Origin of the sequence: Micromonospora matsumotoense (assembly GCF_900091525.1) — a bacterium.
Lineage (GTDB): Bacteria > Actinomycetota > Actinomycetes > Mycobacteriales > Micromonosporaceae > Micromonospora > Micromonospora matsumotoensis.
This window is the reverse complement of record NZ_FMCU01000003.1, coordinates 392,918-418,406: the sequence shown is the minus strand read 5'-3', so window position 1 is coordinate 418,406 and position 25,489 is coordinate 392,918. Positions and strand designations below refer to the sequence as shown.

38 protein-coding genes are annotated in these 25,489 nt (G+C 68.8%); 36 read left to right on the top strand and 2 right to left on the bottom strand.

Going from position 1 to position 25,489, the window contains the following annotated elements; translation table 11 throughout:
* Nucleotide 1: 1 nt before the first annotated feature.
* From rpsG to truA, 36 genes are all read left to right on the top strand, one after another.
* A complete protein-coding gene (gene rpsG, locus GA0070216_RS08940; RefSeq protein ID WP_091242043.1) occupies nt 2-472 on the top strand; it encodes a 30S ribosomal protein S7 in 471 nt (156 codons plus the stop codon).
* 75 nt (nt 473-547) lie between these two features.
* Nucleotides 548-2,644, top strand: coding sequence for an elongation factor G (gene fusA, locus GA0070216_RS08935; RefSeq protein ID WP_091242039.1), 2,097 nt, complete (start codon nt 548-550; stop codon nt 2,642-2,644).
* A 217-nt stretch (nt 2,645-2,861) separates the two neighbouring features.
* Nucleotides 2,862-4,055: an elongation factor Tu gene (gene tuf / locus GA0070216_RS08930; RefSeq protein ID WP_091242035.1), complete on the top strand. Its 1,194-nt coding sequence runs from the start codon at nt 2,862-2,864 to the stop codon at nt 4,053-4,055.
* Nucleotides 4,056-4,408: 353 nt separating this feature from the next.
* Complete coding sequence (gene rpsJ, locus GA0070216_RS08925) at nt 4,409-4,717, top strand: 30S ribosomal protein S10 (protein ID WP_007073037.1); 309 nt, start codon at nt 4,409-4,411, stop codon at nt 4,715-4,717.
* A gap of 11 nt (nt 4,718-4,728) precedes the next feature.
* On the top strand, nt 4,729-5,394 hold the full coding sequence (rplC, locus tag GA0070216_RS08920) for a 50S ribosomal protein L3 (protein ID WP_091242032.1): 666 nt from the start codon (nt 4,729-4,731) through the stop codon (nt 5,392-5,394).
* Nucleotides 5,391-6,071 carry a 50S ribosomal protein L4 gene (gene rplD, locus GA0070216_RS08915; protein WP_091242028.1) on the top strand — a complete coding sequence of 227 codons (681 nt, stop codon included), beginning with the start codon at nt 5,391-5,393 and terminating at the stop codon, nt 6,069-6,071. The genes rplC and rplD overlap by 4 nt, the downstream gene beginning before the upstream one ends.
* Entirely contained in the window at nt 6,068-6,370 is a 303-nt protein-coding gene (rplW, locus tag GA0070216_RS08910; RefSeq protein ID WP_007465304.1) for a 50S ribosomal protein L23, read from the top strand. Before rplD ends, rplW begins: the two co-directional genes overlap by 4 nt.
* A 12-nt stretch (nt 6,371-6,382) precedes the next feature.
* Nucleotides 6,383-7,222: a 50S ribosomal protein L2 gene (gene rplB, locus GA0070216_RS08905; RefSeq protein WP_091242024.1), complete on the top strand. Its 840-nt coding sequence runs from the start codon at nt 6,383-6,385 to the stop codon at nt 7,220-7,222.
* A 12-nt stretch (nt 7,223-7,234) separates the two neighbouring features.
* A complete protein-coding gene (rpsS, locus tag GA0070216_RS08900; protein ID WP_088647003.1) occupies nt 7,235-7,516 on the top strand; it encodes a 30S ribosomal protein S19 in 282 nt (93 codons plus the stop codon).
* A 39-nt stretch (nt 7,517-7,555) separates the two neighbouring features.
* Nucleotides 7,556-8,014: a 50S ribosomal protein L22 gene (gene rplV, locus GA0070216_RS08895; protein WP_091242021.1), complete on the top strand. Its 459-nt coding sequence runs from the start codon at nt 7,556-7,558 to the stop codon at nt 8,012-8,014.
* Nucleotides 8,014-8,886: a 30S ribosomal protein S3 gene (gene rpsC, locus GA0070216_RS08890; protein ID WP_091242018.1), complete on the top strand. Its 873-nt coding sequence runs from the start codon at nt 8,014-8,016 to the stop codon at nt 8,884-8,886. Before rplV ends, rpsC begins: the two co-directional genes overlap by 1 nt.
* A gap of 3 nt (nt 8,887-8,889) precedes the next feature.
* Nucleotides 8,890-9,315: a 50S ribosomal protein L16 gene (gene rplP / locus GA0070216_RS08885; protein WP_091242015.1), complete on the top strand. Its 426-nt coding sequence runs from the start codon at nt 8,890-8,892 to the stop codon at nt 9,313-9,315.
* A complete protein-coding gene (gene rpmC, locus GA0070216_RS08880; protein WP_013288628.1) occupies nt 9,315-9,551 on the top strand; it encodes a 50S ribosomal protein L29 in 237 nt (78 codons plus the stop codon). Before rplP ends, rpmC begins: the two co-directional genes overlap by 1 nt.
* Complete coding sequence (gene rpsQ / locus GA0070216_RS08875) at nt 9,548-9,829, top strand: 30S ribosomal protein S17 (protein WP_091242012.1); 282 nt, start codon at nt 9,548-9,550, stop codon at nt 9,827-9,829. Before rpmC ends, rpsQ begins: the two co-directional genes overlap by 4 nt.
* A gap of 100 nt (nt 9,830-9,929) precedes the next feature.
* Complete coding sequence (rplN, locus tag GA0070216_RS08870; protein ID WP_007465279.1) at nt 9,930-10,298, top strand: 50S ribosomal protein L14; 369 nt, start codon at nt 9,930-9,932, stop codon at nt 10,296-10,298.
* Complete coding sequence (gene rplX / locus GA0070216_RS08865) at nt 10,295-10,615, top strand: 50S ribosomal protein L24 (protein ID WP_176738884.1); 321 nt, start codon at nt 10,295-10,297, stop codon at nt 10,613-10,615. Before rplN ends, rplX begins: the two co-directional genes overlap by 4 nt.
* The gene (gene rplE / locus GA0070216_RS08860; RefSeq protein WP_091242008.1) at nt 10,615-11,184 is read left to right on the top strand and encodes a 50S ribosomal protein L5; all 570 of its coding nucleotides are present in this window, start codon (nt 10,615-10,617) and stop codon (nt 11,182-11,184) included. The genes rplX and rplE overlap by 1 nt, the downstream gene beginning before the upstream one ends.
* A 1-nt stretch (nt 11,185) precedes the next feature.
* Complete coding sequence (locus tag GA0070216_RS08855) at nt 11,186-11,371, top strand: type Z 30S ribosomal protein S14 (protein WP_007465272.1); 186 nt, start codon at nt 11,186-11,188, stop codon at nt 11,369-11,371.
* A gap of 96 nt (nt 11,372-11,467) precedes the next feature.
* Entirely contained in the window at nt 11,468-11,875 is a 408-nt protein-coding gene (gene rpsH, locus GA0070216_RS08850) for a 30S ribosomal protein S8 (protein WP_091242005.1), read from the top strand.
* A 16-nt stretch (nt 11,876-11,891) separates the two neighbouring features.
* Nucleotides 11,892-12,434 (top strand): 50S ribosomal protein L6, encoded by a 543-nt coding sequence (rplF, locus tag GA0070216_RS08845; protein WP_091242002.1) that lies wholly within the window; start codon nt 11,892-11,894, stop codon nt 12,432-12,434.
* On the top strand, nt 12,431-12,820 hold the full coding sequence (gene rplR, locus GA0070216_RS08840; protein ID WP_091241997.1) for a 50S ribosomal protein L18: 390 nt from the start codon (nt 12,431-12,433) through the stop codon (nt 12,818-12,820). The genes rplF and rplR overlap by 4 nt, the downstream gene beginning before the upstream one ends.
* 33 nt (nt 12,821-12,853) lie before the next feature.
* Nucleotides 12,854-13,468, top strand: coding sequence for a 30S ribosomal protein S5 (gene rpsE / locus GA0070216_RS08835; protein WP_088646996.1), 615 nt, complete (start codon nt 12,854-12,856; stop codon nt 13,466-13,468).
* The gene (rpmD, locus tag GA0070216_RS08830) at nt 13,468-13,650 is read left to right on the top strand and encodes a 50S ribosomal protein L30 (RefSeq protein ID WP_091241994.1); all 183 of its coding nucleotides are present in this window, start codon (nt 13,468-13,470) and stop codon (nt 13,648-13,650) included. The genes rpsE and rpmD overlap by 1 nt, the downstream gene beginning before the upstream one ends.
* On the top strand, nt 13,650-14,093 hold the full coding sequence (rplO, locus tag GA0070216_RS08825; RefSeq protein WP_067301456.1) for a 50S ribosomal protein L15: 444 nt from the start codon (nt 13,650-13,652) through the stop codon (nt 14,091-14,093). Before rpmD ends, rplO begins: the two co-directional genes overlap by 1 nt.
* 235 nt (nt 14,094-14,328) lie before the next feature.
* Nucleotides 14,329-15,657 carry a preprotein translocase subunit SecY gene (gene secY / locus GA0070216_RS08820; RefSeq protein WP_091241990.1) on the top strand — a complete coding sequence of 443 codons (1,329 nt, stop codon included), beginning with the start codon at nt 14,329-14,331 and terminating at the stop codon, nt 15,655-15,657.
* A 1-nt stretch (nt 15,658) separates the two neighbouring features.
* A complete protein-coding gene (locus GA0070216_RS08815) occupies nt 15,659-16,312 on the top strand; it encodes an adenylate kinase (RefSeq protein WP_091241987.1) in 654 nt (217 codons plus the stop codon).
* A gap of 96 nt (nt 16,313-16,408) precedes the next feature.
* Entirely contained in the window at nt 16,409-17,260 is an 852-nt protein-coding gene (gene map / locus GA0070216_RS08810) for a type I methionyl aminopeptidase (protein WP_091241984.1), read from the top strand.
* Between the two features lie 588 nt (nt 17,261-17,848).
* Nucleotides 17,849-18,484 (top strand): DUF1707 SHOCT-like domain-containing protein, encoded by a 636-nt coding sequence (locus GA0070216_RS08805; protein WP_245722373.1) that lies wholly within the window; start codon nt 17,849-17,851, stop codon nt 18,482-18,484.
* 350 nt (nt 18,485-18,834) lie between these two features.
* Complete coding sequence (gene infA, locus GA0070216_RS08800; RefSeq protein WP_007073013.1) at nt 18,835-19,056, top strand: translation initiation factor IF-1; 222 nt, start codon at nt 18,835-18,837, stop codon at nt 19,054-19,056.
* A gap of 92 nt (nt 19,057-19,148) precedes the next feature.
* Complete coding sequence (gene rpmJ / locus GA0070216_RS08795; RefSeq protein ID WP_012184307.1) at nt 19,149-19,262, top strand: 50S ribosomal protein L36; 114 nt, start codon at nt 19,149-19,151, stop codon at nt 19,260-19,262.
* A gap of 264 nt (nt 19,263-19,526) precedes the next feature.
* The gene (rpsM, locus tag GA0070216_RS08790) at nt 19,527-19,907 is read left to right on the top strand and encodes a 30S ribosomal protein S13 (protein ID WP_091241981.1); all 381 of its coding nucleotides are present in this window, start codon (nt 19,527-19,529) and stop codon (nt 19,905-19,907) included.
* Nucleotides 19,908-20,035: 128 nt separating this feature from the next.
* Nucleotides 20,036-20,443: a 30S ribosomal protein S11 gene (gene rpsK / locus GA0070216_RS08785; protein WP_030329919.1), complete on the top strand. Its 408-nt coding sequence runs from the start codon at nt 20,036-20,038 to the stop codon at nt 20,441-20,443.
* Nucleotides 20,444-20,457: 14 nt separating this feature from the next.
* Nucleotides 20,458-21,084: a 30S ribosomal protein S4 gene (gene rpsD / locus GA0070216_RS08780; RefSeq protein ID WP_067301470.1), complete on the top strand. Its 627-nt coding sequence runs from the start codon at nt 20,458-20,460 to the stop codon at nt 21,082-21,084.
* Between the two features lie 95 nt (nt 21,085-21,179).
* On the top strand, nt 21,180-22,202 hold the full coding sequence (locus GA0070216_RS08775; protein WP_007073009.1) for a DNA-directed RNA polymerase subunit alpha: 1,023 nt from the start codon (nt 21,180-21,182) through the stop codon (nt 22,200-22,202).
* A gap of 34 nt (nt 22,203-22,236) precedes the next feature.
* Nucleotides 22,237-22,809, top strand: coding sequence for a 50S ribosomal protein L17 (gene rplQ / locus GA0070216_RS08770; protein WP_091241978.1), 573 nt, complete (start codon nt 22,237-22,239; stop codon nt 22,807-22,809).
* A 74-nt stretch (nt 22,810-22,883) separates the two neighbouring features.
* Nucleotides 22,884-23,714 (top strand): tRNA pseudouridine(38-40) synthase TruA, encoded by an 831-nt coding sequence (gene truA / locus GA0070216_RS08765; RefSeq protein ID WP_091241976.1) that lies wholly within the window; start codon nt 22,884-22,886, stop codon nt 23,712-23,714.
* A gap of 100 nt (nt 23,715-23,814) precedes the next feature.
* Here truA and GA0070216_RS08760 read toward each other — a convergent pair whose 3' ends face one another.
* Together GA0070216_RS08760 and GA0070216_RS08755 are read right to left on the bottom strand one after the other, a co-directional pair.
* On the bottom strand, nt 23,815-24,633 hold the full coding sequence (locus tag GA0070216_RS08760; protein ID WP_245722398.1) for a TrmH family RNA methyltransferase: 819 nt from the start codon (nt 24,631-24,633) through the stop codon (nt 23,815-23,817).
* A 2-nt stretch (nt 24,634-24,635) separates the two neighbouring features.
* Nucleotides 24,636-25,445 (bottom strand): phytanoyl-CoA dioxygenase family protein, encoded by an 810-nt coding sequence (locus tag GA0070216_RS08755; RefSeq protein WP_091241970.1) that lies wholly within the window; start codon nt 25,443-25,445, stop codon nt 24,636-24,638.
* Between the last annotated feature and the right edge of the window lie 44 nt (nt 25,446-25,489).

Genomic DNA, 25,489 nt, shown 5'->3' with positions numbered 1-25,489 from the left:
CATGCCGCGTAAGGGACCCGCTCCGCGGAAGCCGCTGGTCGCTGACCCGGTGTACAACTCGCCTCTGGTCACCCAGCTGGTCAACAAGATCCTGATGCGCGGTAAGCGTCAGCTCGCCGAGCGCATCGTGTACGCGGCCCTGGAGGGCTGCCGCGAGAAGAGCGGCACCGACCCGGTCGTCACCCTCAAGCGGGCGATGGACAACGTCAAGCCGACCCTTGAGGTGCGCAGCCGCCGTGTCGGTGGCGCCACCTACCAGGTGCCGGTCGAGGTCCGCCCGGCCCGGGCGACCACCCTCGGTCTGCGCTGGCTGGTGACGTACTCCAAGGCCCGTCGTGAGAAGACCATGATCGAGCGGCTGATGAACGAGCTGCTGGACGCGAGCAACGGTCTGGGCGCCGCCGTCAAGCGGCGCGAGGACACCCACAAGATGGCGGAGTCCAACAAGGCCTTCGCGCACTACCGCTGGTAACAGCCCGGTTCCGGCGCCGGACCGGCGCCGGAACCGCCATCGGTCGAGTCGAGACGACGATAAGTAGGGATTGAAGTGGCCGCCGCAGACGCGCTCGCCAACGTACGCAACATCGGCATCATGGCGCACATCGATGCCGGTAAGACCACGACCACCGAGCGGATCCTGTTCTACACCGGTATCACCTACAAGATCGGTGAGGTCCACGAGGGCGCTGCCGTCATGGACTGGATGGAGCAGGAGCAGGAGCGTGGCATCACGATCACCTCTGCTGCTACCAAGTGTGAGTGGAAGGGCCACACGATCCAGATCATCGACACGCCCGGTCACGTCGACTTCACGGTCGAGGTCGAGCGGTCGCTGCGGGTGCTGGACGGTGCGGTCGCGGTCTACGACGGCGTCGCCGGCGTGGAGCCGCAGACGGAGAACGTCTGGCGGCAGGCCGACAAGTACCACGTCCCGCGGATGTGCTTCGTCAACAAGCTCGACCGCACGGGCGCGGACTTCTTCCGCTGCGTGCAGATGATGATCGACCGGCTCAACGCCACCCCGCTGGTGCTCCAGATCCCGATCGGGCTCGAGGGCGACCACATCGGTGTCGTCGACCTGATCGGCATGCGCGCCCTCACCTGGCGCGGGGAGACCCAGAAGGGTGAGGACTACGCGATCGAGGAGATCCCGGCCGACCTGGCCGACTCCGCGGCCGAGTGGCGCGAGAAGCTGATGGAGACCCTGGCCGACGTCGACGACGCGGTGATGGAGAAGTACCTGGAGGGCGAGGAGATCTCCGTCGAGGAGATCAAGGCCGCCATCCGGCGGGCCACCATCGCCAGCAAGGCCAACCCGGTGCTGTGCGGCTCGGCGTTCAAGAACAAGGGCGTGCAGCCCATGCTCGACGCCGTGGTCGACTTCCTGCCGTCGCCGCTGGACGTTCCCGCCATCGAGGGTACGGCCACCGACGGGGAGACCCCGCTGCTGCGCAAGCCGTCGAAGAACGAGCCGTTCTCGGGCCTCGCCTTCAAGATCCAGACGGACAAGCACCTCGGCAAGCTCACCTACGTCCGGGTCTACTCCGGCCTGCTCGAATCCGGTTCCCAGGTGGTCAACTCCACCAAGGACCGCAAGGAGCGGATCGGCAAGATCTACCAGATGCACGCCAACAAGCGGGAAGAGCGTCCGTCGGCGCAGGCCGGCGACATCATCGCGGTGCAGGGTCTCAAGCAGACCACCACCGGCGACACGCTCTCCGACCCGGCGAACCCGGTGATCCTGGAGTCGATGACCTTCCCGGAGCCGGTCATCTCGGTGGCGATCGAGCCGAAGACCAAGTCCGACCAGGAGAAGCTCGGCACCGCGATCCAGCGGCTGGCCGAGGAGGACCCGACCTTCCGGGTCCGGCTCGACGAGGAGACCGGTCAGACGGTCATCTCCGGCATGGGCGAGCTGCACCTGGACATCCTGGTCGACCGGATGCGCCGCGAGTTCAACGTCGAGGCCAACGTCGGCAAGCCGCAGGTGGCGTACCGCGAGACCATCCGCCGCAAGGTGGACAAGGTCGAGTACACGCACAAGAAGCAGACCGGTGGCTCCGGCCAGTACGCCCGCGTCATCGTGAGCATCGAGCCGCTGCCGCTGGACAACGAGTCGCCGACCTACGAGTTCGTCAACGCGGTCAGCGGCGGTCGTATCCCGCGGGAGTTCATCCCGTCGGTCGACGCCGGCGCGCAGGACGCCATGCAGTACGGCATCCTGGCGGGCTTCCCGCTGGTCGGCGTCAAGCTGAGCCTGCTGGACGGTCAGTACCACGAGGTCGACTCGTCGGAAATGGCATTCAAGATCGCCGGCTCCATGGTGATGAAGGACGCGGCCCGCAAGGCCGACCCGGCATTGCTCGAGCCGATGATGGCCGTTGAGGTCACCACTCCTGAGGAGAACATGGGTGACGTCATCGGCGACCTCAACTCCCGCCGCGGCATCATCCAGGCGATGGAGGAGCGCAGCGGCGCCCGCATCGTGAGGGCTCTGGTGCCGTTGTCGGAGATGTTCGGCTACGTCGGCGACCTGCGGTCGAAGACCCAGGGCCGGGCTAGCTACAGCATGCAGTTCGACTCCTACGCCGAGGTTCCGCAGAGCGTGGCGAAGGAGATCATCGCCAAGGCGACGGGTGAGTGACGCTCACCCGCTGCTGATCCGGTGAGCCGGGGCAGGTCGCGGGCGGGAATCCCACCCGCGACCACCTCGGTCGGGTTGTATGAATCCGGGCCTGTAGGCTTCATCGCCGCAGAACCCACCAAGCTCTCCGGCCGAAGGCCGGAAAGGCTGTCGACAGAGTCCTAAGCGCCGTCCGGCGCGCCGGGGCGCGAACCAAGAAGTCCACAGGAGGACACCAGTGGCGAAGGCTAAGTTCGAGCGGACTAAGCCGCACGTCAACATCGGCACCATTGGTCACATTGACCACGGTAAGACGACGCTGACGGCGGCCATCACCAAGGTCCTGCACGACCAGTACCCGGACCTCAACCCGTACACGCCGTTCGACCAGATCGACAAGGCGCCGGAGGAGAAGGCCCGCGGCATCACGATCTCGATCGCACACGTCGAGTACCAGACCGAGTCGCGGCACTACGCGCACGTCGACTGCCCCGGGCACGCCGACTACATCAAGAACATGATCACCGGTGCCGCCCAGATGGACGGCGCGATCCTGGTGGTCGCGGCGACCGACGGTCCGATGCCGCAGACCCGCGAGCACGTGCTGCTGGCCCGTCAGGTCGGTGTGCCGTACATCGTCGTGGCGCTCAACAAGAGCGACATGGTCGACGACGAGGAGCTCCTGGAGCTCGTCGAGCTCGAGGTCCGCGAGCTGCTGTCGGCGCAGGAGTACCCGGGTGACGACCTGCCGGTCGTCCGGGTCTCGGCGCTGAAGGCCCTCGAGGGTGACCCCGAGTGGACCGGTCGCCTGCTGGAGCTGATGAACGCGGTCGACACCGCGATCCCGCAGCCCGAGCGCGAGACCGAGAAGCCGTTCCTGATGCCGATCGAGGACGTCTTCACGATCACCGGTCGTGGCACGGTCGTCACGGGTCGCGCCGAGCGCGGCATCCTCAAGCCGAACGAGGAGGTGGAGATCGTCGGCATCCGCGAGAAGTCGCAGAAGACGGTCTGCACCGGCATCGAGATGTTCCGCAAGCTGCTCGACGAGGCCCGCGCGGGCGAGAACGTCGGTCTGCTGCTGCGTGGCATCAAGCGCGAGGACGTCGAGCGCGGCATGGTGGTCGTCAAGCCGGGCACCAGCACCCCGCACACGGAGTTCGAGGCGACGGTCTACATCCTCTCCAAGGAGGAGGGCGGCCGGCACACCCCGTTCTTCCAGAACTACCGCCCGCAGTTCTACTTCCGGACCACGGACGTCACCGGTGTCGTCACCCTCCCCGAGGGCACCGAGATGGTCATGCCGGGCGACAACACCACGATGGCCGTGAAGCTCATCCAGCCCATCGCGATGGAGGACAACCTCAAGTTCGCGATCCGCGAGGGTGGTCGTACGGTCGGCGCTGGTCGCGTCACCAAGATCATCAAGTGAACTAGGTAACCCCGATTAGCGTTGCCGCCGGTCGTGCGGCATACTAGTCAGGTTGCGTAACGACGGTTAGTCGCCCGTGTCCGGCGTAAGTTGGACCTCCGGGACACTGACAATCGCGCGTAGGGTGGTTGATCGCCCCTGGCGGTCAACCACCCTCGCACGGCGTCCAGATCGCTGTGATGCGATCGGCGCCTTGACCCACCGTGTGGTCAGAGAGCCGCTCCGGAGACTCGGGGCGGAGCCTGGTCCGAGGGCGCGACACGCCCGACCGCGGGGGTCGGCGAAGCGGGCCTGTGCCAGCCGGTACAGGCGCCCGCAACACAGCGGCATCGAGAGAAGGAACAGAAGCCACCATGGCGGGACAGAAGATCCGCATCCGGCTCAAGGCCTATGACCACGAGGTCGTCGACTCCTCGGCGCGGAAGATCGTCGAGACGGTGACGCGCACCGGGGCGCAGGTCGCGGGCCCGGTGCCGCTGCCCACGGAGATCAACCGTTTCTGCGTCATCCGCTCGCCGCACAAGTACAAGGACTCGCGCGAGCACTTCGAGATGCGTACGCACAAGCGGCTGATCGACATCATCGACCCGACCCCGAAGACGGTCGACTCGCTCATGCGCCTCGACCTGCCGGCTGGCGTCGACATCGAGATCAAGCTGTAGGGACCGGACAAATGGACAGGCAAGTCAAGGGGATCCTGGGCGCCAAGCTCGGTATGACCCAGGTCTGGGACAACAACAAGGTTGTGCCCGTGACCGTGGTTCAGGCCGGCCCGTGCGTCGTCAGCCAGGTGCGTAGCGCCGAGAAGGACGGTTACTCCGCGGTCCAGCTCGCCTACGGCACGATCGACCCGCGCAAGGCCAAGAAGCCGCTCAGCGGGCACTACGCCAAGGCGGACGTGGCGCCGCGCCGGCACATCGTCGAGCTGCGCACCTCGAACGCCGCGGACTACTCGCTGGGGCAGGAGGTCACGGTCGAGGAGTTCCCGGTCGGCGTGACCATCGACGTCACCGGCAAGACCAAGGGCAAGGGCTACGCCGGCCCGATGAAGCGGCACGGCTTCCACGGCCTGCGCGCCAGCCACGGTGTCGAGCGCAAGCACCGCTCGCCGGGCTCCATCGGCGCCTGCGCGACCCCGGGTCGTGTCTTCAAGGGCACCCGGATGGCGGGCCGGATGGGTGGCGTGCGCTACACCGTCCAGAACCTGACCGTCCAGGCGGTCGACACCGAGAACAACCTCCTGCTCGTCCGTGGTGCCATCCCCGGCCCCAAGGGCGCGCTGGTCCTGGTCCGCACCGCGGCCAAGACGAAGGCGAAGAAGGGCGGTGTGGCCAAGTGACCACCGTTGACGTCCGCAACGCCGAAGGCGCCACGAGCGGCTCCGTCGAGCTGCCGGCCGACATCTTCGACGTCCAGGCCAACATCGCGCTGATGCACCAGGTCGTGGTGGCTCAGCTCGCGGCGGCCCGGCAGGGCACCCACAAGGTCAAGACCCGCGGCGAGGTCGCCGGTGGGGGCAAGAAGCCGTACAAGCAGAAGGGCACCGGTCGGGCCCGGCAGGGCTCGATCCGCGCGCCGCAGTTCGCCGGCGGTGGCGTGGTCCACGGCCCGGTGCCGCGCGACTACAGCCAGCGGACCCCGAAGAAGATGAAGGCCGCCGCCCTGCGTGGCGCCCTCTCCGACCGGGCCCGCGCCGGCCAGGTGCACGTCGTCGAGGCGTTCGTCTCGGGCGAGAAGCCGTCGACCAAGACGGCGCTGGCCACGCTGGGCAAGCTGACCGAGGCCCGTCGGGTCCTGGTCGTGCTGAGCAGCATCGACGAGCTGAACTGGGTGTCGCTGCGCAACGAGCCGCGGGTGCACCTGATCGAGTCCGGCCAGCTCAACACGTACGACGTGCTGGTGGCCGACGACGTGGTCTTCACCAAGGACGCCCTGGACGAGTTCCTGGGCGTGCCCGCGGAGGCCGGCCCTGCGGCCGAGTCCGCCGCCGAGACCACCGAGGAGGGTGGCAAGTGAGCACGATCGCCGACCCGCGGGACATCATCGTCGCGCCGGTCGTCTCGGAGAAGAGCTACAGCGAGCTGAACCGGAACTGGTACACCTTCCTGGTGCACCCGGACGCGAACAAGACCGAGATCAAGATCGCTATCCAGCAGATCTTCAACGTCCGCGTCCTGACGGTCAACACGCTCAACCGCCAGGGCAAGCGCAAGCGCACCAAGACCGGCTTCGGTCAGCGCAAGGCGACCAAGCGGGCGATCGTGAAGCTGGCTGACGGTGACCGTATCGAGGCCTTCGGCGGCCCGGTCAGCTGAGGGGTGTAGACAATGGCTATCCGTAAGTACAAGCCGACGACGCCGGGCCGACGCGGCTCCAGCGTCGCCGACTTCGCCGAGATCACCCGGTCCACGCCGGAGAAGTCCCTGCTGGCTCCGCTGCCCAAGAAGGGTGGTCGCAACGCCCACGGCCGGATCACCACCCGGCACCACGGCGGCGGCCACAAGCGGCAGTACCGCCTGATCGACTTCAAGCGGGTCGACAAGGACGGCGTGCCGGCGAAGGTCGCGCACATCGAGTACGACCCGAACCGCACCGCGCGCATCGCGCTGCTGCACTACGCCGACGGCGAGAAGCGCTACATCCTCGCGCCGAAGGACATGAAGCAGGGCGACCGGGTCGAGTCCGGTCCGGGCGCCGACATCAAGCCGGGCAACAACCTGCCGCTGCGCAACATCCCGGTAGGTACCACCATCCACAACGTGGAGCTGCGTCCGGGCGGCGGCGCCAAGCTGGCCCGTTCGGCCGGCGTCGGCATCCAGCTGCTCGGCCGGGAGGGCGTCTACGCGACCCTCCGGATGCCGTCCGGTGAGATCCGGCGGGTCGACGTGCGCTGCCGCGCCAGCATCGGCGAGATCGGCAACGCCGACCAGTCGAACATCAACTGGGGCAAGGCCGGCCGGATGCGGTGGAAGGGCAAGCGCCCGACCGTCCGTGGTGTCGCGATGAACCCGGTCGACCACCCGCACGGTGGTGGTGAGGGTAAGACCTCCGGTGGTCGTCACCCGGTGAACCCGCAGGGTAAGCCCGAGGGCCGCACCCGTCGTAAGGGCCAGCCGAGCGACCGGCTGATCGTCCGCCGCCGCTACGCCACGCGTAAGCGCGGCTGAGGGAGATAGAGCATGCCTCGCAGCCTGAAGAAGGGCCCGTTCATCGACGACCACCTGCTCAAGAAGGTGGAGACGCAGAACGACAAGGGCTCGAAGAACGTCATCAAGACCTGGTCGCGCCGCTCGACGATCATCCCCGAGATGCTCGGGCACACGATCGCCGTGCACGACGGACGCAAGCACGTCCCGGTGTTCGTGACCGAGGCCATGGTCGGGCACAAGCTCGGCGAGTTCGCGCTGACCCGCACGTTCAAGGGTCACGAGAAGGACGACCGGAAGAGCCGCCGGCGCTGAGCCGCGGGCATACGGATAGAGGAACAAGGGGTTACAGCGATGCCAGGAAAGGGCGACGCTCCGGTGCTTCCGGGCGCGCGGGCGGTTGCGCGACACGTGCGCATCTCGCCGATGAAGGCGCGCCGGGTGGTCAACCTCGTCCGCGGCCTGCCCGCGAAGGAGGCGCTCACGGTGCTGCAGTTCGCGCCGCAGGCGGCGAGCGAGCAGGTGTACAAGGTGCTCGCGAGCGCGATTGCCAACGCGGAGAACAACGAGCGGCTGGACCCCGGCGCGCTGCTCGTCAGCGAGGCGTTCGTCGACGAGGGCCCGACCATGAAGCGGTTCCGGCCGCGGGCGCAGGGCCGGGCGTACCGGATCCGCAAGCGCACCTGCCACATCACCGTGGCGGTCGAGGCGGTCGCGCCGGCTGCGGCGAAGAAGTCCGCAGCGAAGAAGGCGGCGCCGGCGCAGCAGGCCGAGCCCGCGGCGACCGAGAGTAAGACGGAGGGTGCCGAGTAATGGGTCAGAAGGTTCACCCCACTGGATTCCGGCTCGGCATCTCGACCGACTGGAAGTCCCGCTGGTTCGCGGACAAGCTCTACAAGGACTACATCGGCGAGGACGTCAAGATCCGCCGGATGATGTCCAAGGGGCTCGAGCGCGCCGGCATCTCCAAGGTCGACATCGAGCGCACCCGGGACCGCGTCCGGGTCGACATCCACACCGCCCGGCCGGGCATCGTCATCGGCCGTAAGGGTGCGGAGGCCGACCGGATCCGCGGCGAGCTGGAGAAGCTCACCGGCAAGCAGGTGCAGCTGAACATCATCGAGGTGAAGAACCCCGAGTCGGACGCGCAGCTGGTCGCCCAGGGCGTCGCCGAGCAGCTCTCCAGCCGGGTCAGCTTCCGTCGGGCCATGCGCAAGTCCATGCAGTCGGCGATGAAGAACCCCGTCTGCAAGGGCATCCGGGTGCAGGTCTCGGGCCGTCTCGGCGGCGCCGAGATGAGCCGGACGGAGTTCTACCGCGAGGGTCGGGTCCCGCTGCACACGCTGCGGGCCAACATCGAGTACGGCTTCTTCGAGGCCCGTACCACCTTCGGCCGGATCGGCGTGAAGGTCTGGATCTACAAGGGCGACGCCGTCCCGGGCCGGGAGGCTCCGGCCGAGGCCGGTCCGTCCCGCCCGCGTCGTGGTGAGCGTGGCGACCGCCCCGAGCGGCCGCGTCGTGGCCGGTCGGGTTCGTCCGGTACGACCGCCGGCGGTACCGAGGCCGGCCGGGCTGCCGCGACGACCATCGCGCAGCAGGCCGAGACGCCGAGTGGTGAGCCGGTCGACAGCTCCGCTGTCGCCGCGGCCGTCACCCAGCCGGCAGAAACGCAGCAGGAGGGCTGACAGATGCTGATGCCGCGCAAGCCCCCGAAGGGCTTCCGCAAGCCGCACCACCCGGACCGCCACGGTGCGTCCAAGGGTGGTAACCGGGTGGTGTTCGGCGAGTTCGGGATCCAGGCTCTCGAGCCGGCGTACGTGACCAACCGGCAGATCGAGGCGGCTCGTATCGCCATGACCCGGCACATCAAGCGTGGTGGCAAGGTCTGGATCACGGTCTTCCCGGACCAGGCCCTCACCAAGAAGCCGGCCGAAACCCGGATGGGTTCCGGTAAGGGCTCGCCCGAGTGGTGGGTCGCGAACGTCAAGCCGGGGCGGGTTCTCTTCGAGATGTCCTTCCCCAACGAGCAGATCGCGCGAGAGGCGATGCGTCGCGCGATCCACAAGCTCCCGATGAAGTGCCGCATTGTTACGCGCGAAGTGGGTGAATCCTGATGGCAGCGGGCGTCAAGCCTTCCGAGCTGCGTGAGCTCTCCGAGGAGGAGCTGGTCACGAAGCTGCGCGAGGCCAAGGCGGAGCTGTTCAACCTCCGCGTGCAGGCCGCGACCGGTCAGCTGGACAACAACCGGCGGTTGCAGGTCATCCGTCGGGAGATCGCCCGGATCTACACGATCATGCGTGAGCGCGAGCTGGGTCTCTCGGCCGCGCCGACTGAGGTGACTGCATCATGAGCGAGACCGAGAACACCACCGCTGCCGTGCGGGCCCGCCGTAAGGTTCGTGAGGGCCTGGTGGTCAGCGACAAGATGGACAAGACCGTCGTGGTCGAGGTCGAGGACCGGGTCAAGCACGCGTTGTACGGCAAGATCATGCGCCGTACCCGCAAGCTGAAGGTGCACGACGAGCCGAACGCCGCCGGCATCGGCGACCGGGTCCTCATCATGGAGACCCGGCCGCTGTCCGCCACCAAGCGTTGGCGGATCGTGGAGATCCTCGAGAAGGCCAAGTAGCGAAGGCTCGAGCTCGGCCGGTTTCGGTCGGGCGCAGGTTCCGCCAGGCTCCGGCCGCCCGTGAGGGCGGCCGGAGAACCGGCAGACATAGGAGATAGACGTGATTCAGCAGGAGTCGCGACTGCGCGTCGCCGACAACACGGGTGCCCGGGAGATCCTGTGCATCCGGGTTCTCGGTGGCTCCGGTCGGCGCTACGCGAGCATCGGCGACGTCATCGTGGCCACCGTCAAGGACGCGATCCCGGGTGCCGGGGTGAAGAAGGGCGACGTCGTCAAGGCGGTCGTCGTCCGCACCGCCAAGGAGCGGCGGCGGCCGGACGGCTCGTACATCCGTTTCGACGAGAACGCCGCCGTCATCATCAAGGACGGCGGGGACCCGCGCGGTACCCGCATCTTCGGCCCGGTGGGCCGGGAGCTGCGGGACAAGCGGTTCATGAAGATCATTTCCCTCGCGCCGGAGGTGTTGTGACCGTGAAGGTCAAGAAGGGCGACACGGTCATCGTCATCGCCGGCAAGGACAAGGGTGCCAAGGGCAAGGTCATCGCGTCCTACCCGCGGCAGGACAAGGTCCTCGTCGAAGGCGTGAACCGGGTCAAGAGGCACACCCGTATCAGCACCACCCAGCGTGGCGCCAAGACCGGTGGCATCGTCACCCAGGAGGCCCCGATCCACGTCTCGAACGTGCAGGTCCTGGACTCCGACGGGAACCCGACCCGGGTCGGTTACCGGTTCGACGACAACGGCCAGAAGGTCCGCATCGCGCGTAGCACCGGTAAGGACCTGTGATGACCACGGCTACCGAAACCAAGACCCTGCCGCGCCTCAAGGAGCGGTACCGCAACGAGATCGTGGCCAAGCTGCAGGAGCAGCACAGCTTCGGCAACCCCATGCAGGTGCCGCGGCTAGTCAAGATCGTCGTCAACATGGGCGTCGGCGAGGCCGCTCGCGACGCCAAGCTGATCGACGGCGCCGTCCGCGACCTGGCCACGATCACCGGCCAGAAGCCGCAGGTGCGGCGGGCCACCAAGTCGATCGCGCAGTTCAAGCTGCGTGAGGGCATGCCGATCGGCGCGAAGGTGACCCTGCGCGGCGACCGGATGTGGGAGTTCCTGGACCGGCTGCTGTCGATCGCGCTGCCGCGTATCCGTGACTTCCGCGGCCTGGACGGGCGCAAGCTCGACGGGCACGGCAACTACACGTTCGGCCTGACCGAGCAGTCGGTGTTCCACGAGATCGACCAGGACCGGATCGATCGCCAGCGGGGCATGGACATCACGGTGGTCACGACCGCCACGACCGACGACGAGGGCCGGGCGCTGCTCAAGCTCCTGGGCTTCCCGTTCAAGGAGAACTGAGATGGCCAAGAAGGCGCTGATCATCAAGGCGGCTGCGAAGCCGAAGTTCTCGGTTCGCGCGTACACCCGCTGCCAGCGGTGCGGGCGTCCGAAGGCGGTCTACCGCAAGTTCGGTCTCTGCCGGGTGTGCATCCGGGAGATGGCCCACCGCGGTGAGCTGCCCGGCGTGTCCAAGGCTTCCTGGTAATAGCCCGGCGCGCTTCGGCGTGTCAGCTGAACTGTCTCTTCGCCGTAGGCCCCGGGCCGTGCCCGGGGAACCCCGGCGAGAAAGGTTGACGAATTCATGACGATGACCGACCCGATCGCAGACATGCTCACGCGTCTGCGTAACGCCAACCAGGCGTACCACGACCGGGTGACGATGCCCTACTCGAAGATCAAGGCGAACATCGCCGAGGTCCTCAAGGCCGAGGGTTACATCGCCACCTGGTCGGTCGAGGAGCCCGAAGAGGGTGCCGTCGGCAAGCGACTGGTCGTCGAGCTGAAGTACGGCCAGAGCCGCGAGCGTAGCCTGGCCGGCATCAAGCGAGTGTCCAAGCCCGGTCTCCGGGTGTACGCCAAGTCGGACGGGCTCCCGCGGGTGCTCGGCGGGCTGGGCGTGGCGATCATTTCGACGTCCCAGGGGCTGCTCACCGACCGGCAGGCCCGCAAGCGGAGCGTTGGCGGGGAAGTCCTCGCCTTCGTCTGGTAACGGGAGACAGGTAGAAATGTCGCGAATTGGACGTAAGTCGATCCCGGTGCCTTCCGGCGTCGACATCAAGATCGAGGGCCAGACCGTCAAGGTCAAGGGCCCGAAGGGCGAGCTGTCGCACACGCTCGCCGAGCCGATCAAGGCGGAGCGGGGCGAGGACGGCCAGTTGCACGTCAACCGGCCGAACGACGAGCGCAAGGCCAAGGAACTGCACGGCCTGAGCCGTACCCTGGTCGCCAACATGATCGTCGGGGTGACCGAGGGCTACCGCAAGAGCCTGGAGATCGCCGGCACCGGTTACCGGGTCACGGCCAAGGGCAAGGACCTGGAGTTCGCGCTCGGGTTCTCGCACCCGGTGCTGGTCCCCGCGCCGGACGGCATCACCTTCACGGTGGAGCGGCCGACCCTGTTCCACGTGGCCGGCATCGACAAGCAGCAGGTCGGTGAGGTCGCCGCCAACATCCGGAAGATCCGCCCGCCGGAGCCCTACAAGGGCAAGGGCGTCAAGTACCAGGGCGAGGTCATCCGCCGCAAGGCCGGAAAGGCAGGTAAGAAGTGAGCGCCACGCTGCTCAAGCGCCGCCGCGGCGTCGCCGCCAAGCGCGCCGTCGGCCGTGCGCGTCGACACTTCCGGGTCCGCAAGAACGTCAGCGGCACCGCCGAGCGTCCCCGCCTGGTGGTCACCCGCTCCCTGCGGCACATCGTCGCCCAGATCGTCGACGACACCAAGGGTCACACCCTGGCGTCGGCCTCGACCCTGGACGCGTCGCTGCGCGGTGCGGAGGGCGACAAGAGCGCCCTCGCCGGCAAGGTCGGCGGCCTGCTCGCCGAGCGGGCCAAGGCCGCCGGTGTGTCCAAGGTCGTCTTCGACCGCGGTGGCAACCGGTACGCGGGGCGGGTCGCCGCGCTTGCCGATGCCGCCCGCGAAGCCGGGCTCGAGTTCTAGAAACCCCGTCACGAGAGATAAGGAAGGCTGCTGATGCCAGGTCAACAGCGCCGTGGCGGCGGGTCCGGTGGCAACGAGGGTGGTCGCCGCGACAACCGCCGTGAGGGCGGCCGCGGAAACGCGCCCGTCGAGAAGACCCCGCACCTTGAGCGGGTCGTCGCGATCAACCGCGTCGCCAAGGTCGTGAAGGGCGGTCGTCGCTTCAGCTTCACCGCCCTGGTGATCGTGGGCGACGGCGACGGCACGGTCGGCGTGGGCTACGGAAAGGCCAAGGAGGTGCCCGCGGCGATCGCCAAGGGCGTCGAGGAGGCCAAGAAGCACTTCTTCAAGGTGCCGCGGATCGGTCAGTCGATCCCGCACCCGATCCAGGGTGAGGCCGCTGCCGGCGTCGTGCTGCTCAAGCCGGCGTCCGCCGGTACGGGCGTCATCGCCGGTGGCCCGGTGCGTGCCGTCCTGGAGTGCGCGGGCATTCACGACGTGCTCTCCAAGAGCCTCGGCTCGTCCAACCCCATCAACATCGTGCACGCCACGGTGGCGGCGCTGAAGGGGCTGGAGTCCCCGGAGGCTGTCGCGGCCCGTCGTGGCCTGCCGGTCGAGGACGTCGCGCCGGCCGCCATGCTGGCGTCGCGGGCGGGGGTGGCGTCCTGATGGCACGCCTGAAGGTCACCCAGCTCCGGTCCGCGATCGGGAAGAAGCAGAACCAGCGGCACTCGCTGCGTTCGCTCGGCCTGAAGCGGATCAATGACGTGGTGGTCAAGGAGGACCGTCCCGAGATTCGGGGCATGATCTTCACGGTCAGCCACCTCGTGAAGGTCGAGGAGGTCGAGTAATGACGATCAAGGTTCACCACCTGCGTCCGGCCCCGGGCGCCAAGACCGCGAAGACCCGGGTGGGTCGCGGTGAGGGCTCCAAGGGCAAGACCGCCGGTCGCGGCACCAAGGGCTCCAAGGCCCGCAAGAACATCTCGGCGGCGTTCGAGGGTGGGCAGATGCCCATCCACATGCGCCTGCCGAAGATGAAGGGCTTCAAGAACAAGTTCAAGGTCGTCTTCCAGGTGGTCAACCTGGACCGGCTCGCCGAACTGTTCCCCAACGGCGGCCAGGTCGGCCCGCTGGAGCTGGTCGAGGCCGGTGCGGTCCGTAAGGGCCACCCGGTCAAGGTCCTCGGCACCGGCGATCTCGGCGGGGTGACCCTCCAGGTGTCGGCGCAGGCGTTCAGCGCGTCGGCCAAGGAGAAGATCACCGCCGCCGGCGGCTCGGTCACCGAGCTGTAGGTCAGGCAAACCACGGCGCCCGCTCAGTTCTCCGTAACTGGGCGGGCGCCGTGGTCTCCCCGGAGCGTGTGCGCCGGGTAACATCGGATTTGGTTTATGTAGCCGGGCACACCTGCCCGGAGCGGGATCGGACTGTTAGAGTCCCTTCCCAGCCATGGATATCGGGCACTCGCCCGGCACCCACCCCGACCCGCCAGGGACCACCACCGGGCGGCCCGCGCGCAGGAGGAAGAAGTTGCTGTCCGCCTTTCTCAGTGCGTTCCGTACGCCTGACCTGCGCAAGAAGCTGCTGTTCACAGTAGGCATCATCGCGGTCTACCGGCTCGGCGCCACTCTGCCCAGCCCCGGCGTCTCGTACGGCAACGTGCAGAAGTGTCTCGACAGTCTGCAGGGCCAGAACACGGGCGTGCTCAACCTGCTCGACCTGTTCTCCGGCGGCGCGCTGTTGCAGCTCTCGGTCTTCGCGCTGGGCATCATGCCCTACATCACCGCGTCGATCATCCTGCAGCTGCTGACAGTGGTCATCCCCCGGCTGGAGCAGCTCCGCAAGGAGGGCCAGGCCGGCCAGGCGAAGATCACCCAGTACACCCGCTACCTGACCCTCGGCCTGGGCATCCTCCAGTCGTCGGCCTTCGTGGCGCTGGCCCGTTCCGGCCAGCTCTTCCAGAACCGCTGCGACCAGTTCCCGATCGTGCCCGAGGGCACCGGCATCCCGAACTGGCTGACGCTCGGCATCCTGGTCATGACGATGACCGCCGGCACCGGCATGGTGATGTGGCTCGGTGAGCTGATCACCGACCGCGGCGTCGGCAACGGCATGTCCGTGCTGATCTTCACCTCGATCGCGGCCCGGCTCCCCAGCGAGGGCTGGAAGATCAAGACCAACGAGGGCTGGGGCAAGTTCGCCCTGGTGCTCGCCCTGGTCCTGGTGGTCATCACCGCGGTCTGCTTCATCGAGCAGGCGCAGCGCCGCATCCCGGTGCAGTACGCCAAGCGGATGATCGGCCGGCGGATGTACGGCGGCACCTCCACCTACATCCCGCTGAAGGTGAACCAGGCCGGTGTCATCCCGGTCATCTTCGCCTCGTCGCTGCTCTACCTGCCGCAGCTGGCGCTCCAGTTCTTCGACCAGACCGACCCGGGCAAGACCCAGGCCTGGATCCAGAACAACATCGTGCAGGCCGACGCGCCGCTGCACATCGTGATCTACTTCCTGTTGATCATCTTCTTCACGTACTTCTACGTGTCGATCACGTTCAACCCGACCGAGGTCGCGGACAACATGAAGAAGTACGGCGGCTTCGTGCCGGGTATCCGCCCCGGCAAGCCGACCGCCGACTACCTCGACTTCATCCTCAGCCGGATCACCCTGCCGGGCGCGCTCTACCTGGGCATCGTGGCGGTCCTGCCGAACTTCTTCTTCATCTGGCTGAACAGCCAGCAGTTCCAGAACTTCCCGTTCGGCGGCACCGCTGTGCTCATCATGGTCGGCGTCGGTCTGGAGACCGTGAAGCAGATCGAGAGCCAACTCATGCAGCGGAACTACGAAGGGTTCCTGCGGTAGGATGCGACTCGTTCTGGTTGGCCCGCCGGGCGCGGGCAAGGGCACACAGGCGGAGTTCATCGCCGCACACCTCTCGGTGCCGAAGATCTCCACCGGTGACATCTTCCGGGCCAACGTCTCCCAGGGGACGCCCCTGGGGGTCGAGGCGAAGCGGTACATGGACGCGGGCAAGCTGGTTCCGGACGAGGTGACCATCAACATGGTCCGGGACCGGCTCGCCGAGCCGGACGCCTCCGAGGGCTTCCTGCTCGACGGCTTCCCGCGGACCACGCCGCAGGCCGCCGCGCTGGACAAGCTCCTCGCCGATCTGGGCACCGCCCTGGATCTCGTGCTGGAGCTGGTGGTCGACGACGACGAGGTGATCCGACGGCTCTCCGGCCGGCGTACCTGCCGGGGCTGCGGCAAGATCTGGCACGTCGAGTTCGACGCCACCACCAAGGACGGCATCTGCGACCGGTGTGGCGCCGAACTGTTCCAGCGCGACGACGACAAGCCGGAGACCATCGCGGCCCGCCTCCGGGAGTACGCCGACAAGACCGCGCCGCTGGTCGACTACTACGGCGCCCAGAACAAGCTGGTCGGGATCGACGCCACCGGTCCGGTGGAGGACGTCACCGTCCGCGCCATCGACGCGCTGCGCTCGTACGGCGGCTGACCTCCCGCCGGAGCCCGGCGGATAGAGTGCGAACAGCGGGGTGCGCGACGTGCCCCGCTGTTTCGCTGTGCATCGGCAACGAAAGGTGAATGCTCCATGCGCCGTGCCCAGCTGGACATCCAGCTGAAGACCCCTGACCAGATCCAGAAGATGCGCGCCGCCGGCCTGGTGGTCGCCGAGGCCCTGCGTCGGATGAGCGCGGCGGTCGCCCCCGGGGTCAGTACGGCCGACCTCGACGCGATCGCTGAGGCGACCATCCGGGAGGCCGGCGCGGTGCCGTCGTTCAAGGGCTACCACGGCTTCCCCGCCTCGATCTGCTCATCGGTCAACGAGCAGGTGGTGCACGCGATCCCGGCGGCCGACCAGGTACTCCGGGACGGCGACGTGATCTCGATCGACTGCGGCGCGGTGCTGGACGGCTGGCACGGCGACGCGGCGGTCACCGTCGGCGTGGGCGAGGTCGACCCGGCGCTGCTGAAGATGGCCTCGGTCGCCGAGGACGCCATGTGGGCCGGGATCGCCGCCGCCGCCCGGGGCGCCGCGAGTGGGCGGGGCCGGCTCACCGACATCTCCCACGCGGTCGAGACGGCAGTGCGCAGGGGTGGCCGGTACGGCATCGTGGACGGCTACGGTGGCCACGGCATCGGCACCGAGATGCACCAGGACCCGCACGTGCTCAACCACGGCCGTCCCGGCAAGGGCCCCCGGCTGGTGCCGGGTATGGCGCTGGCGATCGAGCCGATGATCACGATGGGTTCCCCGCGTACCGTCGAACTGTCCGACGGGTGGACCGTGGTCACCCGGGACCGGTCGATGGCGGTGCACGTCGAGCACTCGATGGCGTTGCTGGCGGACGGGGTCTGGGTGCTGACGGCCTTCGACGGTGGTCGGGCCCGGCTCGGCGATCTGGTGACCGCCCGGCAGCCGGCCGTCTCCCCGGCCGGCTGACCCCACCTCTCCAGCCGCCTGCCTCTCCGGCTGCCCGGCTCTCCGGCTGCCCGGCCCTCCGGCCCTCCGGCTGGCTCACCCCGGCCGCCTACTCCCCGCTCTGCCCGTCCGGCCTCCCCGACCGACCCCGCTGCCTCGGGTGGTCGTGCCCCGCAGCCGCACCCGCTTCCGGGTCGGGTCGGGACCGGTCGGTGGCAGCAGTGCGGCGAGCCGCGTGCCCGGGTGCGTCGAGCTGCAGCCGTCGAAGCGGAGCCTCCCCGGCAGCCACCGCGAACAGCAGACGCCGCCGGCCCCCACCACACCTCCTCGCCGGCTGCTGTCGCGCTGATGACGTGAACGACTCGGAGTCCGGGCGAGCGGGGTGGGTCGCCAACGTCATCAGCGCGACAGGATCGACCGCAGGGGCGGGGCCGACCCAGTAGGGCCGACCGCAGGGGCAGGGGACAGGGCGCGGACCACAGGGGCAGGGCGGACGACAGGGCGGGGGAGGCGGAGCCGGCCGGCACGGACGTGACACGGAGCGACCGGGTGGCGGGCGGCGGTGGTGGGGGTCGGCGGGGGTGGACCGGCGGTGTCATGCTTGCCGGCATGGAGGGGCGGGACGGGATGAGGGCGGCGGACACCGACCGGGAGGCGACGGCGGAGCGGCTCCGGGTCGCCCTGGAGGAAGGCCGCCTGGACCTGCACGAGTACGACGAGCGCCTGCAGCAGACGTACGGGGCGAAGACCTACGCGGAGCTGGACACGGTGCTGGCGGATCTGCCGGGACCGGCGTCCGTGCAGCGGTCCGCCCTCGCGCCGGTCGGCACCGACACGGCCCCGTCGCCGCCGGCACCGGTCGGCCCGGACGCCGCGACGGTGCCCGGACGGGAGCCGATGCCGGGGCAGCCGGCAACCGGCGTGCCCGTGGGCGGGGAGCCGGTGGCCGGGGTGCCGACCGGTGCCGTCTCCGGTCGTTGGCTGGCCGAGGTGTGGGGACCCTGGCTGCGGGCGGCGGCGGTCCTCACCGCGATCTGGGCGATCTCCTCGGTCGGCAGCCGGGACCTGCTGTTCTACTGGCCGGTGTGGGCCCTCGGCCCGTGGGGGGCGCTGTTGCTCTTCCGCTCTGCGAGCGGGTTTGCGAGCGGCGCGCCCAGGCGGGACGTCGACCACTGGGACCGGCGGCGGGCGGCCCGCGCGGTCCGTCGCGGGGAACGCCGGGAGCGGCGCCGGCGCGATCGCTGACGCTGATCCGACCGGCTGCCGGCGAGGCGTGCCGAAGCCCGGACCACGCGGGTCCGGTGGGCACGGCCGGTCGGTTCGGGCCTCGGTCGGCCCGGCGTCGCCGAGTGGGACTGGTGGGTTCGGTGCCCCTTTTTGTCCGGATGGGTGACACTCCGGGTGGCCGGTTTGGCGGCCACCCGGGGGCGGGCGTACACTTTCAGATCGGCGCACAGCGTCCACTCCGGCATGCCCACCCCGCGCTTCGGTGGGAGCCGGAGCCGCGGCTGGCGCGGGTCCCCGATGACCATCGGAAGGCCCGTGTAAGGCGTTGTGGGCCGTCCGGAGCAACCGACGTCAGGACAGCGGAGTACATGCCGAAAAAAGACGGAGCCATCGAGATCGAGGGTCGGGTCATCGAGCCTCTGCCGAACGCAATGTTCCGGGTGGAGCTCGCGAACGGCCATAAGGTGCTGGCTCACATCAGCGGCAAGATGCGGCAGCACTACATCCGCATCCTGCCGGAGGACCGGGTCGTCGTCGAACTCTCGCCGTACGACCTGACCCGCGGGCGCATCGTCTACCGCTACAAGTAAGCCTGACGGCGGCCGGGAAGTCCCCGTGTCCGTCTTCGACGTCCGGAGTCGTGGTCATCGCGTCGCCGGGCCAGATGGGAAGTAAGGCAACCGTGAAGGTCAAGCCGAGCGTCAAGAGGATCTGCAACAAGTGCCGGGTTATCCGCCGGCACGGCCGGGTCATGGTGATCTGCACCGACCCGCGCCACAAGCAGCGCCAGGGCTGATCCGATCCCGCCTTCCGTGACGAACGGAGGGCGGCGGACCGGTCCGGGTCGCGCAGATCCCACGACAACACGTCACCAGCTCGTCCCAGCCGCGGAACGTACGCATGCGTACCTTCTCGTGGCCAACCCCCGGTCGGAGGCCGGGGCCCGCTCGGGCAGCGGCCGTTCGGTCGCCGACGCACACCGCGTCGGAGACGGACAGGTCGGTAGCGGGATGGGACGGGTCCACACCTCCGCCACACATCACGAGGAGTACGCCCGCACATGGCACGTCTAGTCGGCGTGGATCTCCCCCGCGAGAAGCGGATGGAGATCGCGCTCACCTACATCTTCGGGGTCGGTCGCACCCGTGCCCAGGAGACGCTCGCCGCTACCGGCATCTCGCCGGACAAGCGCGCTCGGGACCTCACGGACGAGGAGCTGGTACAGCTCCGCGACCACATCGAGTCGAACTACAAGGTTGAAGGCGACCTGCGCCGCGAGGTCGCCGCTGACATCCGCCGCAAGGTCGAGATCGGCTGCTACGCCGGCATCCGGCACCGCCGGGGTCTGCCCGTGCGCGGCCAGCGGACGCGGACCAACGCCCGCACCCGCAAGGGCCCGAAGCGGACCGTCGCCGGCAAGAAGAAGCCCGGCAAGAAGTAATTCTTCCACCGGAATTCTGCTCGTCCCCCGTCGAGTAGGCCCGGCTCCCACCGGAACCGGTGTCCACGTGATCGACGGGCGAAGAGCCAACAGCCGATCGAGAACCCATACAGGAGCGCAGAAGACTTATGCCACCGAAGGCTCGTGCCGGAGCCGCTGTCAAGAAGGTCCGGCGCAAGGAACGCAAGAACGTCGCCCACGGGCAGGCGCACATCAAGAGCACGTTCAACAACACCATCGTGTCCATCACGGACCCGACCGGTGCGGTCATCTCCTGGGCCTCCGCGGGCCAGGTGGGCTTCAAGGGCTCCCGCAAGTCGACCCCGTTCGCCGCGCAGTTGGCCGCCGAGGCCGCCGCGCGTCGGGCGATGGAGCACGGCATGCGCAAGGTCGACGTGTTCGTCAAGGGTCCCGGCTCCGGCCGGGAAACCGCCATCCGTTCGCTGCAGGCCGTCGGGCTGGAGGTCGGCCAGATCGCCGACGTCACCCCGCAGCCGCACAACGGGTGCCGTCCGCCGAAGCGTCGCCGGGTCTGAGAGGTTAGAGAGAGATGGCTCGTTACACCGGTGCTGACTGCCGCCGTTGCCGGCGGGAGAAGATGAAGCTGTTCCTCAAGGGCAGCAAGTGCGATGGCCCGAAGTGCCCGTTCGAGTCCCGGCCGTTCCCGCCCGGGCAGCACGGTCGTGGCCGCACGAAGGAGACGGAGTACCTGCTCCAGCTCCGCGAGAAGCAGAAGGCGCGTCGGGTCTACGGCGTGCTGGAGAAGCAGTTCCGCGGTTACTACGAGGAAGCCGTGGCCAAGCAGGCCAAGACCGGTGAGGTCCTCCTGCAGATCCTCGAGTCGCGCCTCGACAACGTGGTCTACCGGGCCGGTTACGCGCACTCGCGGGACATGGCCCGCCAGCTTGTCAAGCACGGTCACTTCACCGTGAACGGCAAGAAGGTCGACATCCCGTCGTACCGCGTCAAGGAGCACGACATCATCGAGGTCCGGGGCAAGAGCAAGGAGCTCACCCCGTTCATCGTGGCCCAGGCCCAGGCCGGCTCGAAGACCGTTCCGGCGTGGCTGGAGGCGATCCCGAGCCAGATGAAGGTCCTGGTGCACTCGCTCCCGGCCCGTCAGGTGATCGACACCCAGGTCCAGGAGCAGCTGATCGTCGAGCTCTACTCCAAGTAGGGCCCGTTGCGGTGGCCCGTCCTGCGGGGCGGGCCACCGGAACAGTTTGTGTCGTGGACGTCATATAGCGGGCGTCCCGGAAGAGAAGAGAAGAAATGCTCATCAGCCAGCGACCGTCTCTCTCCGAAGAGTCGATCAACGAGACCCGCTCCCGGTTCACCATCGAGCCGCTGGAGCCCGGCTTCGGCTACACCCTGGGCAACTCGCTGCGGCGTACGCTGCTGTCGTCCATCCCGGGTGCCGCGGTCACCTCGATCAAGATCGACGGTGTGCTGCACGAGTTCACCACGATCCCCGGGGTCAAGGAGGACGTGGTCGAGCTCGTCATGAACATCAAGGAGCTCTGCGTCAGCTCCGAGCACGACGAGCCGGTCAGCATGTACCTGCGCAAGCAGGGTCCGGGCGACGTCACCGCGGGCGACATCCAGCCCCCGGCCGGCGTCTCGGTGCACAACCCCGACCTCAAGCTCGCCACCCTCAACGGCAAGGGCCGGCTCGACATGGAGCTGACCGTCGAGCGGGGTCGTGGCTACGTGACGGCGGCGCAGAACAAGCAGGCCGGCGCCGAGATCGGCCGGATCCCGGTCGACTCGATCTACTCGCCGGTGCTGAAGGTGACGTACCGCGTCGAGGCGACCCGCGTCGAGCAGCGGACCGACTTCGACCGGCTGATCATCGACGTCGAGACCAAGCCGTCGATGGGCCCGCGCACCGCGCTGGCCTCCGCCGGTTCGACGCTGGTGGAGCTCTTCGGGCTGGCCCGGGAGCTGGACGAGACCGCCGAGGGCATCGACATCGGGCCGTCCCCGCAGGACGCCCAGCTGGCGGCGGACCTGGCCCTGCCGATCGAGGAGCTGGACCTCACCGTCCGCTCCTACAACTGCCTCAAGCGCGAGGGCATCAACTCCGTTGGTGAGCTGATCGGGCGTACCGAGGCCGACCTCCTCGACATCCGGAACTTCGGTCAGAAGTCGATCGACGAGGTCAAGATGAAGCTCGCCGGGATGGGTCTGGGGCTGAAGGACTCGGCCCCGAACTTCGACCCGGCACACGTCGTGGACGCCTTCGGTGAGGCCGACTACGACACCGACGACTATCGCGAGACCGAGCAGCTCTAGTCCGCGCTGCCGCCACACCTGAGGAGCACCAAGCATGCCCACGCCCACCAAGGGCCCCCGCCTCGGCGGCAGCCCCGCGCACGAGCGGCTGATGCTGGCCAACCTGGCCACCGCGCTGTTCCAGCACGGCAAGATCAAGACCACCGAGACGAAGGCCCGGCGGCTGCGTCCGCTGGCCGAGCAGCTCATCACCAAGGCCAAGCGGGGCGACCTCTCCGCGCGGCGTCGGGTGCTGGGCGTCGTCAAGGACAAGGACGTGGTCTACGCCCTGTTCGACCAGATCGCGCCCCGGTACGCCAACCGCAACGGTGGCTACACCCGGATCGTGAAGACCGGTCCGCGCAAGGGTGACGCCGCTCCGATGGCGATCATCGAGCTGGTCGAGGAGCTTCAGGTCGCCGAGCCCAAGGCGAACAAGAAGACCGCTGCCCGCAAGAGCGCACAGCAGGACAAGGTCGAGGCGCTCGCCCCGGCCGAGGAGACCCCGGCGGCCTCGGCCGACCAGGACTCCGAGGCGCCGGTCTCGGCGTCCGGGGACACCGCCGCCGCCCGTGAGGACAGCGACGAGGCCACCGAGACCGACGAGGCCACCGAGAAGAAGGCCTGAGCACGAGCAGCATCGTCGGGCCCGGCATCCCTTCCTGGGGTGCCGGGCCCGATGCCGTGAACGGGAGGTACGAGGTGGACGAGCGGATCCGGCTGCGGCTGGACGTCTCGTACGACGGCACGGACTTCTCCGGCTGGGCGGTCCAGCCGACCCGGCGCACCGTGGCCGGGGTGCTGGTCGAGACGCTGGACCTGGTGCTCGGGGCGGGTGCCGTGACCGGGTTGACCGTGGCCGGTCGGACCGATGCCGGGGTGCACGCCACCGGTCAGGTCTGTCACCTCGACCTGCCCACCCTCGCCTGGCGGGAGCACCAGGGGCGGCTGCTGCGCCGGGTGGCCCGGCTGCTCCCCGGGGACGTCCGGGTCCGGGCGATGACCGAGGTGCCCGCCGACTTCGACGCCCGCTTCTCGGCGACCTTCCGCCGGTACGAGTACCGGGTGACCGACGCGCCGTGGGGTGCCGAGCCGTTGCGGCGGCGGGACATCCTCGCCTGGTCCCGACCGCTGGACCTGGCCGCCCTGAACGTCGCGGCGGCCGGCCTGGTGGGGGAGCACGACTTCGCCGCGTACTGCCGGCGCAAGGAGAACGCCACCACGGTGCGCGAGGTGACCCGGTTGGACTGGCGGCGGGACCCGGACGGCATCCTGGTCGCCACCGTGCAGGCCGACGCGTTCTGCCAGGCGATGGTGCGCAGCCTGGTGGGGGCGATGCTGACCGCCGGGGACGGCCGACGCCCGGTGGCCTGGCCGTCCGGCCTGCTCGCCCGGCGGGAACGGTCCAGCGAGGTGACCGTCGCCCCGGCGCACGGGTTGACCCTGGTGGCCGTCGGCTATCCGGACGACCCGGCCGAGTACGCCCACCGCGCCGACCGCACCCGCCGGCTGCGACTCCCGGTGGAGTCCTAGTGTTCTGAGTCGTCGGTTCATCGACAGGTTGCCGGGTATGGGTGATGCCGCCAGCAGATCCGTGCCGACAGGTGATCGGCCCACCCGGGTGGCCAGTGCGCTACCGGCGGGCGGCGGCGCTGCGCTGGCGTGCCGATTCGTAGAGCACGACGGTCCCGGCGGCCGCCGCGTTCAGGGAGCTGGCGGCCCCGGACATCGGGACCCGGACGAGTTGGTCGCAGGCCGCACGCCAGCCGACGCTGAGCCCGGTGGTCTCGTTGCCGATCAGGGTCAACGTGGGTTGCGTGAAGTCGTACTCGGCGGCGTCGAGTGCGCCGTGCTCGTCGGCACCCACGATGCCGATGCCGACGCCGTCGGCGCGCACGTCGGCGACCCAGGACAGCACGGCCTGGTGTGCGGGCGCCCGGACCACGGGCAGCGCGAACAGCGAGCCGGTGCTCGCCCGCACCGCCTTCGGGTCGTACACATCGGCAGCATGGCCGGTGACGATGACGCCGGACGCGCCGAAGGCGTCTGCGGACCGGATGAGTGTCCCGATGTTGCCAGGGCTGGTGGGCCGGTCGAACACGACGGTGAGCATGGTCGGCCCGGCCGGAATGCGGCACAGGTCGTCCTCCGGTAGCGCGACCACGGCCAGCAGCTCCGGAACCGTGTCCGCCTTGCCGCCCAGCTCGTGCATCAGCTCACGGGATACGGCGAACTTCTCGGCCCGGACCGTGTCCAGGGCCTCGCGTGCCCAACCGGACAGCGGACCGTCGGCGTCGTGGAGCAACTCTCGGACCTGCCAGCCGTGTGCGATGGCCATGGCGATCGGGCGCACGCCCTGCACGAGGAATTCGCCGCGACGCTGCCGCTTGGTCCGATTGCGGAGCAGCGCCTCCCACTGTTGGAACCGCGCGTTGCGGCCACTCACCCGCACCTTCACCGTCGTCCCCGCGTCCCTCGCCCGTCGGGGCCGGGGGTGTCCTGCCCGAGACCCCGGCGAATCGCGATCTCCACGGGCGAGTACGCACCGTCGGCCCGATCCAGTTCGTACGGCGCGGCCGGCATCAGTGGCGGCTGGGCCATGAAGCGCGGCCGCGTCCCGTGGTGCGGTTGCGCCGTGTGCACCAGGAACGGATGGCAGAGGAAGACATCACCCGGGGACCCGGTGGCGAGGGCGACCGGCCGGTGGTCGGACGCCGCCACCAACTCGGGCGCGAGGTCCAGCCCGCTCGCCCCGTCCTCCCCGTACTTCTCCAGCACCTTCGGCACGTCGAGGTGTGAGCCGACCCGGATCCGGGTCGGGGCGTCCTCCGCACCGACCTCGCTGAACAGGAACAGCATCAGCAGCGCGCGCCCCTGGGAGCGAACATTCGTGAAGTACCAGCTCGCACCCTCCGGCAGGTAGCTGCCCTCGATGTGCCAGCCTGCGTCGTTCGGCTCATCCTCGTGCGGGAAGCGCAACGGGAACGTGCCCAGTGAGTAGCGCGGCTCCCAGCGTCCCGCGCCGACGAGCAGGTCGTACGCGTGATGGAGGAACGGAGAATTGGGTGCGGCGGCGAACGGCCCCTGCGCCATGCCGGGCACCCAGTGCACGGGCTGCGCCCAGGTGGCGGGGTCGTCCGGGTCACAGCCGGTCTCCCGCCACAGCAGCCGCGCGCAGTCCGTGGCCACGCGCGGTGCGACGGCGCCCGTCAACTTCACGAAGCCGTCGCGAAGGAACCGGGATACCAGTGTCGTGTCGTCCATGACCCCATCGTGTGGCGGCACCGACCCCGATCTCCCGACACTTT

Bases quoted from the DNA above. Each gene is read 5' to 3' on its own strand.
- map (WP_091241984.1), top strand. From the start codon at position 16,409: ATGCGCCGTGCCCAGCTGGACATCCAGCTGAAGACCCCTGACCAGATC.
- infA (WP_007073013.1), top strand. From the start codon at position 18,835: ATGCCGAAAAAAGACGGAGCCATCGAGATCGAGGGTCGGGTCATCGAG.
- GA0070216_RS08755 (WP_091241970.1), bottom strand. From the start codon at position 25,445: ATGGACGACACGACACTGGTATCCCGGTTCCTTCGCGACGGCTTCGTG.
- rpsQ (WP_091242012.1), top strand. From the start codon at position 9,548: ATGAGCGAGACCGAGAACACCACCGCTGCCGTGCGGGCCCGCCGTAAG.
- rplB (WP_091242024.1), top strand. From the start codon at position 6,383: ATGGCTATCCGTAAGTACAAGCCGACGACGCCGGGCCGACGCGGCTCC.
- rplP (WP_091242015.1), top strand. From the start codon at position 8,890: ATGCTGATGCCGCGCAAGCCCCCGAAGGGCTTCCGCAAGCCGCACCAC.
- rplQ (WP_091241978.1), top strand. From the start codon at position 22,237: ATGCCCACGCCCACCAAGGGCCCCCGCCTCGGCGGCAGCCCCGCGCAC.
- rpsM (WP_091241981.1), top strand. From the start codon at position 19,527: ATGGCACGTCTAGTCGGCGTGGATCTCCCCCGCGAGAAGCGGATGGAG.
- GA0070216_RS08805 (WP_245722373.1), top strand. From the start codon at position 17,849: ATGGAGGGGCGGGACGGGATGAGGGCGGCGGACACCGACCGGGAGGCG.
- rpsS (WP_088647003.1), top strand. From the start codon at position 7,235: ATGCCTCGCAGCCTGAAGAAGGGCCCGTTCATCGACGACCACCTGCTC.
- rplF (WP_091242002.1), top strand. From the start codon at position 11,892: ATGTCGCGAATTGGACGTAAGTCGATCCCGGTGCCTTCCGGCGTCGAC.
- rpsG (WP_091242043.1), top strand. From the start codon at position 2: ATGCCGCGTAAGGGACCCGCTCCGCGGAAGCCGCTGGTCGCTGACCCG.
- GA0070216_RS08815 (WP_091241987.1), top strand. From the start codon at position 15,659: ATGCGACTCGTTCTGGTTGGCCCGCCGGGCGCGGGCAAGGGCACACAG.
- rpmC (WP_013288628.1), top strand. From the start codon at position 9,315: ATGGCAGCGGGCGTCAAGCCTTCCGAGCTGCGTGAGCTCTCCGAGGAG.
- rpsE (WP_088646996.1), top strand. From the start codon at position 12,854: ATGCCAGGTCAACAGCGCCGTGGCGGCGGGTCCGGTGGCAACGAGGGT.
- rpsK (WP_030329919.1), top strand. From the start codon at position 20,036: ATGCCACCGAAGGCTCGTGCCGGAGCCGCTGTCAAGAAGGTCCGGCGC.
- rplV (WP_091242021.1), top strand. From the start codon at position 7,556: ATGCCAGGAAAGGGCGACGCTCCGGTGCTTCCGGGCGCGCGGGCGGTT.
- rpmD (WP_091241994.1), top strand. From the start codon at position 13,468: ATGGCACGCCTGAAGGTCACCCAGCTCCGGTCCGCGATCGGGAAGAAG.
- rplC (WP_091242032.1), top strand. From the start codon at position 4,729: ATGGACAGGCAAGTCAAGGGGATCCTGGGCGCCAAGCTCGGTATGACC.
- rpsJ (WP_007073037.1), top strand. From the start codon at position 4,409: ATGGCGGGACAGAAGATCCGCATCCGGCTCAAGGCCTATGACCACGAG.
- rplO (WP_067301456.1), top strand. From the start codon at position 13,650: ATGACGATCAAGGTTCACCACCTGCGTCCGGCCCCGGGCGCCAAGACC.
- rpsC (WP_091242018.1), top strand. From the start codon at position 8,014: ATGGGTCAGAAGGTTCACCCCACTGGATTCCGGCTCGGCATCTCGACC.
- rpsH (WP_091242005.1), top strand. From the start codon at position 11,468: ATGACGATGACCGACCCGATCGCAGACATGCTCACGCGTCTGCGTAAC.
- GA0070216_RS08855 (WP_007465272.1), top strand. From the start codon at position 11,186: ATGGCCAAGAAGGCGCTGATCATCAAGGCGGCTGCGAAGCCGAAGTTC.
- GA0070216_RS08775 (WP_007073009.1), top strand. From the start codon at position 21,180: ATGCTCATCAGCCAGCGACCGTCTCTCTCCGAAGAGTCGATCAACGAG.
- rplE (WP_091242008.1), top strand. From the start codon at position 10,615: ATGACCACGGCTACCGAAACCAAGACCCTGCCGCGCCTCAAGGAGCGG.
- rpsD (WP_067301470.1), top strand. From the start codon at position 20,458: ATGGCTCGTTACACCGGTGCTGACTGCCGCCGTTGCCGGCGGGAGAAG.